The organism is Sulfurimicrobium lacus, assembly GCF_011764585.1.
GTDB classification, from domain to species: Bacteria; Pseudomonadota; Gammaproteobacteria; order Burkholderiales; family Sulfuricellaceae; genus Sulfurimicrobium; species Sulfurimicrobium lacus.
This window is the reverse complement of record NZ_AP022853.1, coordinates 2,337,952-2,353,456: the sequence shown is the minus strand read 5'-3', so window position 1 is coordinate 2,353,456 and position 15,505 is coordinate 2,337,952. Positions and strand designations below refer to the sequence as shown.

The 15,505-nt window shown below is 59.5% G+C and carries 12 protein-coding genes; 7 read left to right on the top strand and 5 right to left on the bottom strand.

Translation table 11 applies throughout. The annotated features are described in order from the left end of the window. Positions 1-10: 10 nt before the first annotated feature. Complete coding sequence (locus tag SKTS_RS11640; protein ID WP_173064942.1) at positions 11-412, top strand: hypothetical protein; 402 nt, start codon at positions 11-13, stop codon at positions 410-412. Here the strand turns inward: SKTS_RS11640 and SKTS_RS11635 are convergent. From SKTS_RS11635 to SKTS_RS11625, 3 genes are read right to left on the bottom strand one after another with little or no spacing between them, the layout of a single operon-like run. After that, positions 399-1,709: a sigma-54-dependent transcriptional regulator gene (locus tag SKTS_RS11635; protein ID WP_173064939.1), complete on the bottom strand. Its 1,311-nt coding sequence runs from the start codon at positions 1,707-1,709 to the stop codon at positions 399-401. The genes SKTS_RS11640 and SKTS_RS11635 overlap by 14 nt on opposite strands. Beyond that, complete coding sequence (locus SKTS_RS11630) at positions 1,702-3,159, bottom strand: sensor histidine kinase (RefSeq protein WP_173064936.1); 1,458 nt, start codon at positions 3,157-3,159, stop codon at positions 1,702-1,704. Before SKTS_RS11630 ends, SKTS_RS11635 begins: the two co-directional genes overlap by 8 nt. After that, complete coding sequence (locus tag SKTS_RS11625; RefSeq protein WP_173064934.1) at positions 3,159-3,998, bottom strand: substrate-binding domain-containing protein; 840 nt, start codon at positions 3,996-3,998, stop codon at positions 3,159-3,161. Before SKTS_RS11625 ends, SKTS_RS11630 begins: the two co-directional genes overlap by 1 nt. Positions 3,999-4,195: 197 nt before the next feature. Between SKTS_RS11625 and SKTS_RS11620 the strand changes: the two genes are divergently transcribed. Genes SKTS_RS11620 through moaA form a run of 6 tightly spaced genes read left to right on the top strand, consistent with a single transcriptional unit; the run spans position 4,196 to position 12,201 of the window. Then, entirely contained in the window at positions 4,196-5,425 is a 1,230-nt protein-coding gene (locus SKTS_RS11620; RefSeq protein ID WP_173064931.1) for a 4Fe-4S binding protein, read from the top strand. A gap of 19 nt (positions 5,426-5,444) precedes the next feature. After that, entirely contained in the window at positions 5,445-8,261 is a 2,817-nt protein-coding gene (locus SKTS_RS11615; protein WP_173064928.1) for a molybdopterin-dependent oxidoreductase, read from the top strand. A 21-nt stretch (positions 8,262-8,282) separates the two neighbouring features. Next, entirely contained in the window at positions 8,283-9,041 is a 759-nt protein-coding gene (locus SKTS_RS11610; protein WP_198420355.1) for a 4Fe-4S dicluster domain-containing protein, read from the top strand. Between the two features lie 12 nt (positions 9,042-9,053). Then, positions 9,054-10,283 carry an NrfD/PsrC family molybdoenzyme membrane anchor subunit gene (nrfD, locus tag SKTS_RS11605; RefSeq protein WP_173064925.1) on the top strand — a complete coding sequence of 410 codons (1,230 nt, stop codon included), beginning with the start codon at positions 9,054-9,056 and terminating at the stop codon, positions 10,281-10,283. Positions 10,284-10,307: 24 nt separating this feature from the next. After that, positions 10,308-11,183, top strand: coding sequence for a molecular chaperone TorD family protein (locus tag SKTS_RS11600; RefSeq protein ID WP_173064922.1), 876 nt, complete (start codon positions 10,308-10,310; stop codon positions 11,181-11,183). Between the two features lie 46 nt (positions 11,184-11,229). Then, the gene (gene moaA / locus SKTS_RS11595; protein ID WP_173064919.1) at positions 11,230-12,201 is read left to right on the top strand and encodes a GTP 3',8-cyclase MoaA; all 972 of its coding nucleotides are present in this window, start codon (positions 11,230-11,232) and stop codon (positions 12,199-12,201) included. Here moaA and SKTS_RS11590 read toward each other — a convergent pair. After that, a complete protein-coding gene (locus SKTS_RS11590; protein WP_173064916.1) occupies positions 12,179-13,900 on the bottom strand; it encodes a diguanylate cyclase domain-containing protein in 1,722 nt (573 codons plus the stop codon). The genes moaA and SKTS_RS11590 overlap by 23 nt on opposite strands. 166 nt (positions 13,901-14,066) lie before the next feature. Continuing rightward, the gene (locus SKTS_RS11585; RefSeq protein ID WP_173064913.1) at positions 14,067-15,485 is read right to left on the bottom strand and encodes a sigma-54-dependent transcriptional regulator; all 1,419 of its coding nucleotides are present in this window, start codon (positions 15,483-15,485) and stop codon (positions 14,067-14,069) included. Positions 15,486-15,505: the final 20 nt, after the last annotated feature.

The following is a 15,505-nucleotide window of genomic DNA, read 5'->3' as shown; positions in this document are numbered from 1 at the left end:
GGAAATCATCATGGAATGGGAATTCACGCCACAGCAGGTGGTAAAAGGCGAAGCGGGCTATGGACTGGACGAGTTCCGACATGACCTGATGCAGGAAGTGGGGCTGAACATACCGGGACTCGGTCAGGAACAACTGGAGCCGGTTTTCAGCCTGGCATACGATCTCTGCTACTGGCTTGCCACAGGCAAGGACTACGACGAATTCGAGGAGCGGTTTCAGGACAACAATACTGTAATGTTTCTGCGCGCGCTACGGGAGCATGGCAAGGCCAATGTCGAAATGCTCGGCGCCATTTTGCAGCGCATGATCATGGACGGAGTGGAGGCGGGACTTTCCGTTGATGATGCGGTGGATCGGGTGGCGGCTCATCAATCGGAACTGGTGCGCCAAGGTGGGGTTACTCTCGGCTGATATTGAGCCTGCGCATCTTCTGCCATAAGTTCTTGCGGCTAATGCCGAGCGCGGCGGCGCAGATTTGAATCTGCCAGTTGTGTTTTTCCAGCGCGTCCAGAATGTATTTGCGCTCGCTTTCGGCCAGATAATCGTCCAGTGCGGAAAGCTTGTTCGAGGCTGCGATTTCGCTCCTCGCGGGGCGCTCGAAAACGGCGTCCGGCGAGAGAGCCCGCCCTTCGGTGAGGACGCAGGCGCGTTCCAGGGCATGTTTGAGTTCCCGGATGTTTCCTGGCCAGCGATAGTCAAGCAGTGCGCGTTCGGTTGAGGGCTGCAAGACAAATATCTCACCGTCGTGCTGCGCCGACAGGTCTGCGAGGAAACGGTGCGCCATCCACAAGATGTCTTCCTTGCGTTCCCGCAAGGGCGGAATCCGCAAGCTGATGACTGTGACGCGGTAATAGAGGTCTTCGCGAAACTCTCCGGCCTCCACCATGGCCTTCAAGTCCCGGTGGGTTGCGCAAATCAGCCGGAAATTAACCGGGATGGCGGTCTCGCCGCCAACCCGGACAATGGTGCGTTCCTGGATCGAGCGCAGCACCTTGATCTGCATCGATAAAGGCATGTCGCCGATTTCGTCGAGAAACAGTGTCCCTCCATCCGCCTGCTCGAACACGCCTTTCTTGGTGCGCTGGGCGCCGGTGAAGGCGCCTTTTTCATACCCGAACAACTCGGCTTCCAGCAGCGTTTCCGTCAGCGCGCCGCAGTTCACCGCGACAAATGGCCGGTTTTCGTGCGCCAGGCGATGCAGCGCGAGGGCAACCCGCTCCTTGCCTACCCCCGATTCTCCCGTAATCAGCACCGACGTGTTGCCGGCGGCCAGTTTGGGCAACATCGCTTCGATATGGCGCATGGCGGGTGAGACGCCCAGCGATACGCCGGTTTCCGCCTCCGCTTCGCCGAGGATAGCGCGCGCCTTTTCCACCAGCGCGTCCAGATCGAACGGTTTGGTCAGGTAATCCTGAGCGCCCAGCTTGAGAAGTTCCACCGCTGTTTCAATATCGGAGAAGCCGGTGATGAAAATGAATGGTGGAATGGCGGCATGGGCTTCCCGCAATTGGCGGAACAGGGTGTCGCCGCTGATGTCCGGCAAGCGGATGTCGCTGATCACCAGATTGTAGTTTTTATCCTTGAGCGCGGCCAAGGCCTCCTGTCCCCTCTGGTACCAATCGCAGGAAAAGCCTTCAAGGGTCAGGCGAACCAGGAGTGTTTCGCCCATGATCTCATCGTCCTCGATGAGGCAGATTTGCTTAGACATTCCCATCCTTCTGTTCAGTCAGCGGAAGCAAAACAAGAAAATGCGTGATGCCGGCATCGGTACCAGCAGTAACGGTTCCTTTTAGTTGCTGCACGATCTGGTAAATGATCCACAGGCCCAGCCCGTTCCCTTGCTCGCTGAAGCGCGAGAACGGCTCGAACAGGGTACCCATTTGTTCGGGCGTCAGCATCTTGCCATCGTTTTCCACGCGGATTAGCAGATTGTCCCCGTCCATGGCCGCGCGCAGCGATACGTGCCCGCCATCCGAAGCAGCCTGGATCGCGTTGAGCAACAGGTTGATGAGAATCTGCCGCACCAGCGTGGACGCCAGCGGCAACGATTCATCCGTGGCGATTGACCAGGCAAGCTCGACGTGCTTCTTGTGCGCCTCGTGAGTGACCAGCAGGCGCACGTCGTCGAAATCCTGGCGGATAAGGAAGCGGCTTTTCAGCTTGGCTTCCACCAGCAGGGCGGCAACGGTGTCGCGGATTTGCTGCAGGCCCCGTTCGAGGTGGGAAACCGTCATTTGCGCGACGGGGTCGAGCGAAACGTGCCGCTTAAGTGTGCTGATGGCGTTAAACATGCCGCCCAGCGGGTTGTTGATCTCATGGGCGATACTGGCGGTGAAACGCCCCACCGCAGCCATGCGCTCGGACTGGATCATCTGCTTTTCCAGCAGGGCCTTTTCCTTGAGTTGCGCCACCATCTCGGCAAAGGCCTTGTAGAGCCTTCCCAATTCGTCGCCGTACTCGTAGATGCCAGGTTCCAGCGCCTCCGGCAGCTGATGGTGGATGGTTTCCATGTGCTGCGCCAGCAACGAGAGCGGCCGCGTCATGCGTTGCCCCCAGTACCAGTTGATGGGCAGCAATACGCCCAGGACGATCAGCGTGATCCACAGCGCCCGGTCGGCAAGGCGCAAGAAGCGGAACCAGAAGGACGAGGTGTCGTGCACCACCAGCAATGTCCCGAGCGTCACACCGTCAGCGATGATGGGCAGGACGATGAACAGGCGGGACGAGTCCGGCGGTTCCAGCACCTTGGATTCGCCTTCCTGCAATGTCCCAAGAGACTTGTCGACGTAGGCGAATTCCCGCCCGAGGGTGGGAAGCTCGGCTAAAACCGGATAGCGTTCCGGAAGAGACGAAACATACACCCGCCTTTCGGGGTCAAGCACGATCAGGCTCTCGGCGTGCATTCCATCGGTATGGGAGTTTTCCTGGAAGGGCAGGGAGACCATTTCGAAAGCCAGCCACATATCGTCGTGCAACATCAGCGGTATAAGCGCGCGCGACATGGTCAGCCCGAGGTCTTCGGAACTGCGCAGCACGTCCTGTTTCAGATCGTCGTAGGCCTGTCCCATGAAGGTCAGCGACAGCGTCAAGGCGGTGATGACGATCAGCAAGCTGCCCCACAGCGGCAGTTTGAAACGCAGGCTCAGGTTGAAGAACATCAGGGCTGACCGAAGGAAGCAGCCATGAGGGCAACGCTTTTATAGAGATCGGGAGAACCGGCAATAAAGCCGTCCAGATTCAGCTTTGCCAGCAATGCCTGTCCGGCGGGGTTGTGGCTCATGTTCAGGAGCGCTGCGCGCATGGCGTCGAAATCCGCCTGGCTGACACTGCGATTCGCCACGAACGGCGGGAATCCGAAAGCTTCGGATTGCCTTACCACGCGCGTTCTGGCGGTCAGCTTGGGATTTACCTTTTCAAGAGACTGCCATACATAACTGTCTACCGCCGCCCCTTGGGCCAGCCCGCTTGCAACGGCCTCGATCGCCTTGCGATGGGACCAGGTGAAAAAAGTGCGGCGGAAAAACGTCGCCGTGTCGTAGCCCGCCTGCTTGATCTCGAATCGTGGCGCCAGATAGCCCGTGTTCGACAGTGGATCGGCGTAGGCAAATACCGCGCCTTTCAGGTCCTCGATGGAACGGGTGTGAGTGTCCTTCGCGGGAACGATCAGGTAGGAACGGTAAATCGGCTTGCCCTGATTGACCGGGACGGCAAGCAACCTGACCTGGTTCCCCATCGAAACGTAGGGGTAATCGCATACCCAGGCGAAATCGATCTTGTTTTGCTGCAATAAATCCATCATCTCGCGATAACGGTCGCGTTGAACGAACTCCACCGGACGTTTCAGCGTTTGTTGCAAATAGTTTTGCCATGCCGCCAGCAGTGCAAGCTGGTCATGCAGAAAGGCAGGCGTCATTCCGACGCGCAGCGGCTTGTCGGCCCCGAGTGATGTTCTCGCCGCCAGCAAAAGCGGCAAGGCAAGAAAAGTTCGGCGATGCATGGTCTGTCCTCCTGATGTTCCATTTTGGTAACGGCATGTTAAATGTGGTCGCAAAATGGTAACGCCATCTTGTTGGGCTTTACGGATAGCGGGTGAAAGATAGATTCTTTCCGGTGGTTAGGCAAGTCGCGTGGGATGTCTAATCGTGATGGTACATACCTTGCATAGGGCAATTCGGTAATCACCGAGTTCCAATTATGCATGCTACAACCTCGAAAACCCCGAATAAAAGCAAGGCCAGTTTCAAGCGGCTTGCCGCGAATCAGTCGGTGTGGTTTTGCGCCGATGCTTGCCTGAAACTCAGGCCCGGCGGCACGGAGTGCAAAGCCTGCCGGGATGCCTGCCCGGTTCAGGCGGTTCGTGTGGATGCCGGCGTGGTGGAACTGGCGCCAGCTTGCACGGGCTGCGGCCAGTGTGCCGCCGTTTGCCCGTCCGGGGCACTGCTGGCCGAGGGATTCGATACGCTCCTGCAGCCTTTGCCGGAGAGCGAAGCCGTGCCGCTGCTGCGCATCGAGTGCAGCCGCGTGCCGCACAAGCTGGCAGGGAAAGCGCGACAACTCCCCTGTCTGGGGGGAATTTCGTTCTCCGCGCTGATCGGCCTAGCGGCGCGAAACTCCAGCGCCGTAGCATTGGTCGATCGCGGCTGGTGCGCCACATGCCCGTCAGGTGGTGGAAGTGAGCCGATTAACGCGCTCGTCGATTCGGTTCGCGCGACGCTCACGGATATTGGATTGCCCGACGAGTGTTCCCCCTTTGTTTACAGCCTGCCGACGCCGCAGGAGCAGTCATTGCCCATGGACGTAACCGCGGACAACACACCCTTGCCGCGCCGCGCGTTTTTCGGTGCACTGCTCAAGCGGACTGCCGAAGCAGCCATCGCCGCGCGCTCGCCGGATGTCGCCCGGTTGGCGGTCAAAACTACGCGCGGGGCGCTGCTGGCTTCGCCGCTGATCCACCATACCCGCAAGCGCATGGCCTCAAACCTGGCGGCAATCGCCGCGCTGACGGGAAAGCCCCTGTCGGCTAAATTCTTCCCCGATATATCAGTCTCTGAACACTGCCTACTGCACGGGGTTTGTGCAGCCGTTTGCCCGAGCGGCGCGCTTGCCATTGCGCGAAGCGGAACGTCAGCCGGGCTTCATTTCGACCCGGAGTCATGCCTTGCCTGCGGGCTATGCATTCGACACTGCCCGACTGGAGCCTTGAGCATGTCGCCGTTTGGTAACGCGACCGCACTCCACTCGCGGGATGGAAAGCAACTGAATTCTTTTATACAGAAAGACTGCCAGATGTGCGGTAAAAGCTATGTGAATCATGGTGATGGCGACACCTGTCCGGCATGTCTCGGCAACCGGAACATGGCGCAAAGCCTGTTTGGCATGAGTCTTGCAGAGAGCGAACCAACCGCAGCAAATCTTGAACTGTAGTTTTAGAAGGAGATTCGTCATGGATTTAGAATTCCTCAAGACCGCCATTACGCGGCGGCGCTTTTTACAGGCAAGCGCTGTTGCTGGCGCGGCTGGTGCAGCGGGCGTCGGTTTCAATGGCCTGGGATTGCGCACCCTGTCGGAGGCACAGGCGACAACCGCGCCTTCCGGTGGGCCGACAGTGATCACCAAGAGCTTCTGTCACCAGTGCCCGGCGCGCTGCGGTATCGACGTTTACACCACCGATGGGCGGGTGCATGCGGTGTTCGGCTCGCTCGACAACCCGCTCTCCATGGGCAAGCTCTGTCCCAAGGGCCATTACGGCCAATACCTGCTGTATAACGCTGACCGCTTCAAAGGACCGATGAAGCGCACCAATCCAAAAAAGGGACGCACCGAAGACCCGAAATTCGTACCGATTAGCTGGGACGAGGCGTTGGACACCGTTGCCAAACGCATGAACGATCTGCGTGAGAAGAACGAATCGCACCGCTTCGGGCTGATTTACGGTCGTGGCTGGGGCGCCACCGACGTGGGTGTACTCCAGACACTCAGCAGTCTTTATGGTTCGCCCAATATTGGCCTCGGCCACTCGTCGATGTGCTCCGACGGCAGCGAGGAAACCAAGAAAATTCTCGACGGTAATCATGGCTACAACGCCTACGACTACGCCAACACCAACTACATGCTGGTGTTCGGTGCCGGTTTTCTGGAATCGTTCCGCCCCTTCAACGGCAACATGCAGGCATGGGGCGTGATGCGCACCAAGCCAGCCAAAACCAAGGTGACGTTTGTCGATGTGCATCTGAATACTGGTGCGGCGGCATCCGACCGGGCGTTGCTGATCAAGCCCGGCACGGACGGCGCGATGGCGCTGGCGATCGCCCATGTCCTCCTCACCGAAGGCCTGTGGGACAAACCTTTTGTCGGCAATTTCGCCGATGGAATTAATCATTTCAAGTCAGGCGAAACCGTGGCGGCTGTCTTCACCGATGAAGACATCCAGAAGCGCGCGCAGGCCAAGGAAAAAGCCGCAGCTGACAAGGCTGCAGCTGACAAGGCCGCGGCGGAAAAAGCCGCGGCCGAAAAGGCCAAGACTGAAGCGGCCCACGAGAAGCTCCTCAAGGAACAAGTTCTGGCCAAGGGCAATCCCGTCGCAGAAAAAGCGATTGCGGAAAAGATCGCCAAGTTCGAGAAAGAGCAGGCCAAAAAAGCGCTCTCCGAGGAAACCGATCGCAAGCAACGGGAAGCACTCGATAAAGAGAAAAAACCGGAATCTGAAATCAAGGCAGGGCAGCCGCTGTTCGAAGAGAAGTGGGTGCTGGGCCTGCCGCAATGGTGGAATGCGGTGCTCAAGGACTGCACTCCGGAATGGGCCGAAAAGATCACCACCATCCCTGCCAAGATCATTCATGACGTGGCACGCGAATTCGGCACCACCCATCCCGCCATCGCCATCTTCGAACGCGGTGCTCATGCCCACACCAACGGCACCTACAGCGGCATGGCGATACATTCGCTTAACGCCCTGGTCGGTTCGATGTTCGCCGAGGGAGGGATGGCGTACCAGATGAAATCACCTGCCGGTAAGTGGCCGGTCAATCTCGACGACTTCATGGATGACTACGCCAAATCGCCGGAACGCAAGAAGCCGCGCATCGACATGAAGGGTACCGACAAATGGCCGATGGTCAGCAACATGTTGCAGGAAGTCGCCAAGAACCATAACGAGGCGAAACCCTACAAGTTGGACAGCGTCATGTTCTACATGACCGGGCCGATCTTCTCGGGTCCGGACTGCACGGCTTGGGAAAAGATGCTGAATGAGGTTTTCGTCATCAACACTTCGCCGTTCCCGGACGAAACCTCGGTGTATTCCGACCTGATCCTGCCTGATCATACCTATCTTGAGCGCTTGCAGGTGGCAGATACCTATCCCTTCCAGGGCTATCCGATCTCGATGATCCGTACCCCCGCGGTCAAGCCGCTGTATGACACGCGGGTGTTCGGCGACATGCTGATCGACCTGGGCAAGCGCATCAAGGGATCGACGGGCGAGTACTACAAGAAACTCGGAAACACCGAAAATATCATCAAGGCGATGGCCACGGTTTTCGCGGAAAAACCCGGCGACAACGGCGTAAACAGCTACGAAACCTGGAAGGAGAAGGGCGTCTGGTTCCAGAAGCCTTATCTGTGGCGCCAGATTCGCGGCGAGTTCTACGAATGGGACAAGGCCGCCAAGTCCTACTCCAAGCGCATGACACAGGAAGCGGTGAAGGAAAAGCTGCTGAAAACCCCCTCGGGCAAGTTCGAATTCAAGTCGGGCTACCTGGAAGAAGAGCATCACGTGCATTACCTGATGGAGAAATTCGGCCTGCCTGCCGAGATGGTTGGTTTCCCGCAATACCTGCCGGCCAACCATGCCGGTGGCGGCGACCTCCACTTCGTCAGCCCGAAACTCGCCATGCAGGCGGAAGGGCGTAGCGGCAACCTGCCTCACGTCACGGCCAGCATTCAGCCGACTCAGGGTGGCAAGAAGACGGTGTATCTCGAAATCCATCCCGAAACCGCCGCCAAGCGTGGCATCAAGGACGGCGACCGGGTGCGCATCAAGTCCTCGGTCGGCGCCATCGAGGTTTATGCCCGCTTGTACAACGGCATCCGCCCGGACACCGTGGCGTTGCCGATGATTCACGGCCACTGGGGCATGGGGCGCTGGACCAAGAACAGCGGCGTCTCGGGCAGCACCAACGAGGTGACGCCCAATGTCTCGGATGCGATTTCCGGCCAGTGCTGCTACCACAGCGCCAAGGTCTTTGTGGAGAAGGTTTAGATACTTTAAGGAGGCCTGATCATGGCTAAGTGGGGAATGGTTATAGACCTGGAAAAATGCGTTGGCTGCCAGGCCTGCACCGTGGCGTGCGGGATGGAGAACAACCGGCTGCCAGGTGAAAATTGGCAGGACGTGATTTTTTTCAGCGAGGGCACGTATCCCAGCGCCCAGCTCAAGTGGTTCCCGCGTCCCTGCCAGCATTGCGAGAATCCGTCCTGCATGGCGGTGTGCCCGACGCACGCCACCTACAAGACGGAGGACGGCGTGGTGCTGGTGGACTGGGACAAGTGCATCGGCTGCAAGTACTGCATGGTTGCGTGCCCTTATGGCGTGCGCTTCTACACCGACGAAAAGCCGCTGGTGGCGCCCGACATGCGCAAGGTATATGCGAGCAAGGACGATCACTCGTGGAACCCCCCGTGGAAAATGCCGGATGCTCGGGAAGACTGGAAGCACGGCGTCGGTATCCAGCCGCACGATGTGGTGTCGAAATGCACCTTCTGTTACCACCGCATTTCCAAGGCGCCGCCCGGCACGCCCGACCTTGATCCGCAAGACCCGAAGCTGCGCGAATTCACGCCGGCCTGCGTGGTCACCTGTGCGCCGGGCGCCCGTTTCTTCGGCGACCTGTCCAATCCGGAGAGCAATGTCTCGCGCATTATCGGCGACAAACGCGGCGTGCGCCTGCTCGACCAGTTGGGCAACAAGCCGCAGGTGTATTACGTCACCGGTGATGGCGGCGCGGTGCCGAGCAGCCGCGCGATCAACAAGAAAGTCTGACGGAGGAAGATCATGAACTTCACTTATCCAAAAACCCCGAGCGAGGCCGTGGCTGGCGCGCTCAAGATGTTCGGCGAAAGCCACGTCACCGCCACCATCTGGAAACTCTCGGTGGCGGCGCTGGTGGTAAGCTTGGCCTTTGTGTTCTATATGCTGTTCACCGAAGGGCACGCCGCGTTCAATACATCGAGCGACGGCGTGAACTGGGGCAGCGCGATTGCAACCTATGTTTTCTTCGCGCTGACCTCGTCGGGACTGACCCTGATCGCCTCGCTGTCGACGGTTTTCGGCTTCAAGCAGTTCTATCCCGTCGCCAAGCGCTGCATCTGGCTGGCGATCGTCACCCTGATTGCGGGTTTTTCGGTGTTGGCCCTGGAACTCGGCCATCCTTTCCGCATGTTGTGGGCGGTGCCTCTCGGCATGCAGATACATTCCCCAATGTTCTGGATGGGGGTGTTCTACACCATCGACCTGTTGCTGCTGATCGTCAAGTTCTACCTGATGTGGAAGGATGACTGGGACAGCCCGTTCAGCCACTTCATCGGCAATGCCGGCTTCGTCGCGGTCATACTGGCGAGCGGCATGTTGGGGCTGCTGTTCGGTTCGATGGCGATGCGCCCGATGTGGTTCGGTTCCGCCACCTCGCTGTTCTTCATCATCTCGGGTGCCTTGTCCGGCGCGGCTGCGATCGTGGTCAGCGTCTATCTCGCCTACGGCTTCAATCCCAACAACGTGCCGGCCCCCTTGCGTTCGCTGACGCTGGGCGACCAGTTGCCCAAGGTCTTCGCCACCCTGATCGGTATCGTTCTGATGTTCCTCCTCACTCGAATCTGGGTGGGGCTGTGGAGCAACATAGACGGCATGGAAGGCTTTGTCGCGCTGCTGCACGCGCCCTGGTTCCACCTCGAAGTGTGGGTTTGCCTGGCGCTGCCGTTCCTGATGATGCTGTCCCCCTCCATGCAGCAGGTGCCGAAATGGCAGGTCACGGCGTCCGTCCTGGTACTGGTCGGCATGTTCATCGAGCGCCTCCAGTTCATCGTCGCCGGCCAGAACGTGCCGATGTTCAAGGGAACCTGGATGAACGGCGTGACGCCCTACACGCCCTCCCTGACCGAGTGGGCGCTGGTGGTGGTGGGTATCAGCACCGCGCTGGCACTGTATGCCCTCGGCGAGCGCCTGTTCAACCTCTGCGCCGCGCCCAAGGAATGCATGGACGTGGCAGGGCAACTCGCCCAGGGCTAATCGGGCAATGACGGAATAAACATCATGGATACGATGAACAATGGTTTTTCTCCCCGTGCCGAGCTCTGGCAATGTATGGCCCAGGCGCTCCTTCCCCCGCACGGGGAGATTCTTTCACGGGCGCTGCGCGAGGATCTGACCCTCGACCTGGAGGATCTGGCGGAAACGCTCGGTCTGAGCATCGGGGATGAGATCGAGGAACTGCGCGCAGTCCTGACGCGAATCGAAGCGGAAGCGCTTCTCCCGGCCTACAGCTCGCTGTTCCTGGTGCCACCCATTCCCGCCAAGCTAAATGCCGGCATCTATCTGGACGGAACGCTGCTCGGGGCCAACACCAGGATGCTGGCGGAAATCTTCTACCGTCACGGCGTGGAACAATCCCCGGACATGCACGACACCCCGGATCACGTCGCTACCATCCTGGAATTTCTGGCGCTGCTTATTCATAAAGCAGAAGAGGCTGAACCCGAAATGCTGGAATTCCTGCTCGACGACATGGAAGCCGTGCGCGGCCTGCTGAAGCGCGTCTTGCCGGAAATCGCGGCACGGGTGGCCGAAACAGAGTCCGAACGCAAACTGCCGGCAGTCTATTCGGCGCTGCTCGGCGCGATCGAGACCGCCTTGTGCGATGAGCAATGCATTTTCTTTGCGGCCGCCTCCAGCGATGCAGCCAAACCGGAGCGTCGTTATTTCACCAAGCGCGCGGAAGCGCCCGATCTCGTTGCCTGCAAGTCGTGCGGCAAACCGGTGGCCACCGCAAGGGATCTCAAAGTCATCATCGACCGCCTGCGCCAGAGCGGCCTGCCATCGGATCATCTGGAGCTGTGCCCGGATTGCCGCGATGGTACGCGCGGCTGGGCGGCGGGCAAGGCCGAGTTCAATCTGCCCGGTTTCCGTTGATTCCGCCAGCACAATTACGAAGAAGGCGTGTTTCGTGGGAGACACCATGTTATGTGACAGCCACGGACGCCGCATCGAATACCTGCGGCTCTCCGTCACCGACCGCTGCGATCTGCGCTGCACCTATTGCATGCCGGCAGATTTCAATGGATATGAAGAGCCGGCAAACTGGCTGACGTTCGACGAAATCGAGCGGGTAGTGGGGGCATTCGCCCGCCTCGGCGTGCGCAAGATCCGGCTGACTGGCGGCGAGCCGCTGCTGCGGCGCAACCTGGCCGAGCTCGCCGGTCGCCTCTCCTCCCTTCCCGGCATCGCCGACCTGTCCCTTTCCAGCAACGGCACCCAACTGGCAAAACACGCTCAGTCCCTGCGCGCTGCCGGCATCACCCGGCTCAACGTCAGCCTGGATACCCTCGACCCTGCACGCTTCGCCACCATCACCGGACGGGACGCGCTGGCTACCGTGCTACAGGGACTGATGGTCGCCAAGGACGGGGGGTTCGGCCCGATCAAGATCAACATGGTCGCCATGGCTGGCACGAGCAATGACGAGATTGATGCAATGGCCGCCTACTGCATCGAGCACCGCTTTGTGCTGCGGCTGATCGAAGCCATGCCGGTGGGAGAAACCGGCCGCAAGACCGCTTTCGTCGCACTTGGCCCGATCCGGGAAAGAATGCGCGCACGCTTCGGTCTGGTGGACGGCGTGGTACCCGGCGGCGGCCCGGCCCGCTACCTGGTGTCGCCCGACGGACGCTGTCAAATCGGCTTCATCACCCCGATCTCACAACACTTCTGCGACACCTGCAACCGTGTGCGTCTCTCCGTCGATGGCACGCTCTATCTCTGCCTGGGCCAGGACGACAAGGTAGACCTGCGGACCCTGCTGCGCAGCGGCTGCAGCGATGATCAGCTGGAACAGGCGCTGCTCAACGGCATCGGGCGCAAGCCGCTCAAACATGAATTCCAGGAACAACCTACGCAACTCATCCGCTTTATGTCGTCAACCGGGGGATAGTTGATTCTCGCAAGAGCGCTTTAATGTTATTCCAGCGGGTCATCCGCCAGTTCAATCCTGAGCGGCATACAGGCAATAACCGCTGCGGCCACGCTCTTTTACTTTGTATGGCCACATCGGCATTTTTCAGCAGCCCATCCATGTCGGGTGCATCTTCCGGGTACAGGGCAATACCGATGCTGACGCCGATCATCCCGCTGTGTTCGCCAGACAGTTCAAATGGCGCATTGAGCGCATCGGTGATTTTCTGCGCAACTTGTCGAGTATTTTCCGGATCTCGCACATCTTCCATGACGACGGTAAATTCGTCACCGCCCAGGCGGGCAAGTACATCGCTTTCCCGGATGCAGGACTTGATTCTGCGTCCTGCTTCGACGATGAGTTGATCGCCTGCGTCATGGCCATAGCGATCATTGATAGACTTGAAGTGGTCGAGGTCGCACAGCATCAGGGCCACCTTGCTGCCGCTGCGCTTCGCCCGGGTCAATGCCTGCGACAATGTGGCATAGAGCAGGCTGCGGTTAGGAAGGCCGGTCAGGGCATCATGGTGTGCGAGATGCCACAGGCGTTGCTCGTTTTCACGTTCGTCCGTGATATCACGAACAGTACCGATCATGCGTAGTGCTTGTCCATTCTCGTCAAAAGCCACCTCGCCTTTCTCGCGCATGTGGCGTACGGTGCCATCCGGCCAGATGATACGGTGTTCGACCTGATAGTTTTCTTCCTTGCGCAGCGCTCTTTCAACGCTGTTGTTGACCATGTGTCGATCTTCCGGATGCACTGCTGCCATGAAGGTGTCATGCGTTGCGCCAAAACCGGTGGGTTGCAAACCGAACAGGCGATAAATCTCGTCTGACCAGCGTAATTCATTGGTCACGATATCCCACTCCCAGTGCCCCATGTGACTGATGCGCTGGGCTTCGGACAGGCGCTCCAGATTTTCGCGCAATGTCGCGGTGCGTTCGGATATTATCTGCTCCAGCCCTTCCTTGGTATGGCGCAGCTCTTGTTCGGTCTTGCGTCTTTCAGCGATTTCACTCAGCAATTGACCGCGGTCGGCCTTGATGCGGCGCACCACTATCATGCCGATAACGGCTGTGAGCAGCACCGCCAGTGTGGTCAGGTTTATCATCAGGGTGTAGGTTGTCTGGTAGGTCTGTCTGGCCTGTTCCATGGCGGACTGACTCGACTGCTCGAATGTGGTCAGAATCACATCGCAGTGATCCAGTATTTCCTGCTGGATTAACAAGGATTTCTCAAATAGCAATGCGCGAGCCTGCTCCAGATGGTTATCCAGGGCCAATTCAACGACGCGCTCCTGGATTGGGGTGGCGTTGATGCTCATGTTGCGCAGCTGATCCAGCATGGCAGTCTCGGTTCCACCCTTAACCAGATCCTCAAGCTTGTGTCGCGTTCCAATATAACGGTTGCCCAGCACAAGAAATTCCTGATAATTCTGGTCGCGCACAAAGGGGTCGCTGGTGATGGTCATCAGATTCATGCGGATCATGCGTTCGCGGGTAATGCTGCGCAACCTGTGGGTCAGGTCGATTTTGACCATCTGGTCCTGCAAAATGTAGTCGACACGACCTTTCAGTACTTCAAGCCGCTGCGCACCCAGTCCAGCCAGGCTCAACATGAGCAGCACGACAAGGATAAAGCCGGCGATCAGATAGGAATGAGGACGCTGGCTGGACATTTTCTGGGTCATCGGTTTGGATGGGAATGAATCTTAGCCCGAGTGTAAAGCGGGTATTTGTGGCTTTTCGTCGGCGGCACGCTATCGCTGCCTCGGCCAGGACGACAAGGTGGAACTGCTGGCATTGCTGCGCGGGTTGCAGCGACAAACAACTGGAACAGTCATGCTATCCGGCTTCCGGTTCTGCCGCCGCGCTCAACTTGCGCAGCAGTGTCTTGTAATCGATGTTCAGGATGCGCGCGGCCTGGGCCTTGTTGCCGCCGGTTTGCCGGAGCACGCTCAGGATGTATTGCCGTTCCACTTCGTCCAGGGTGGCGGGACGGGATACGCCGGGCGCAGCGTCCAGTTGCCAGCCCTCGCCGCCCAGACGGGCGGGAAGAGAGGTAAGCGGCAGGTCGGTGCGGCCCTCCGGGCAGAGGATGACCGCCTGCTCGACAATATTCTCCAGTTCCCGCACGTTGCCCGACCAGTCCGCCGCTATCAGCGCTGCCGCAGCCTCCGGCGCGAGCCGGCGCAGGCGGCGGCCATGGGCGCGCGCGTAGCGCTGCACGAAATGCTCGGCCAGCAGGGGGATGTCCTCGCGCCGCTCGCGCAGGGGCGGCAATCGTACGGAGAGGACGTTGAGTCTATGGTAGAGGTCGCGGCGGAACTGGCCGGCTTCAATCAGCGTCTCCAGTTCCCGGTTGCTGGCGGCGAGCAGGCGGAAATTCAGTTCCACCTCCTGGTTGGCGCCCACCGGGCGCATCCTTTTTTCCTGCAACACCCGCAACAGCTTGGCCTGCAACATCGGGCTCATGGCGTTCACCTCGTCGAGGAATAGCACGCCATTGCCCGCCTCTTGCAACAAGCCGATGCGGTCGCGGGCAGCACCGGTGAATGCACCCTTGCGATGACCGAACAACTCGGATTCGGCCAGTTCGTCGGGAATCGCCGCCATGTTGATGGCGACAAAGGGGCCGCGCCCGGCGTGGATGGCGCGCGCCACCAGTTCCTTGCCGGTACCGCTTTCCCCTTCGATCAGGACGTTGGTGCGGGGTTCGCGCACGCGGCAGATCCATATCCGCAGATTCTGCATGGCACGGCTTTCGCCCAGCAGCGCAGCCAGGTCGCCATCGCGCGCCTGCATCTGGCGGCACAGACTGGCGGCACGGGCGCGCATCTGACGGTTGCGGGCCACCTTGGCCAGCATGAGTTCCACTGACTCGGGGCTGAAGGGCTTGGCGAGGAAATCGAAGGCGCCGGCCTTTACCGCTTCGACAGCGTTCTCCAGGGTGGCGAAAGCGCTGACCACCACCACCGGCAGGTCTTCGTCCACGGCCTTGGCTTGGCGGATCACCTCGAAGCCGTCAAGGCCCGGCATCATCAGGTCGGTCAGCACCAAGTCCGGCGCGAAATCCCGCAGGCAGCCGGCCACGTCGGACGGCACGCCTTCCAGCCGCACCTCGTGCCCGCCGCAGCTTTCGATCACCCGCTTGAGCAGGCGCGCGACATCCGGCTCATCCTCTATAATCAGGATGCGCAGGGTGGCGCTTTCTTCCGGCGTTGGTTCCGCACCAGCGAATACGTTAAACTTGGGCGAATTCATAGCGCGAAACCCTTGTCACC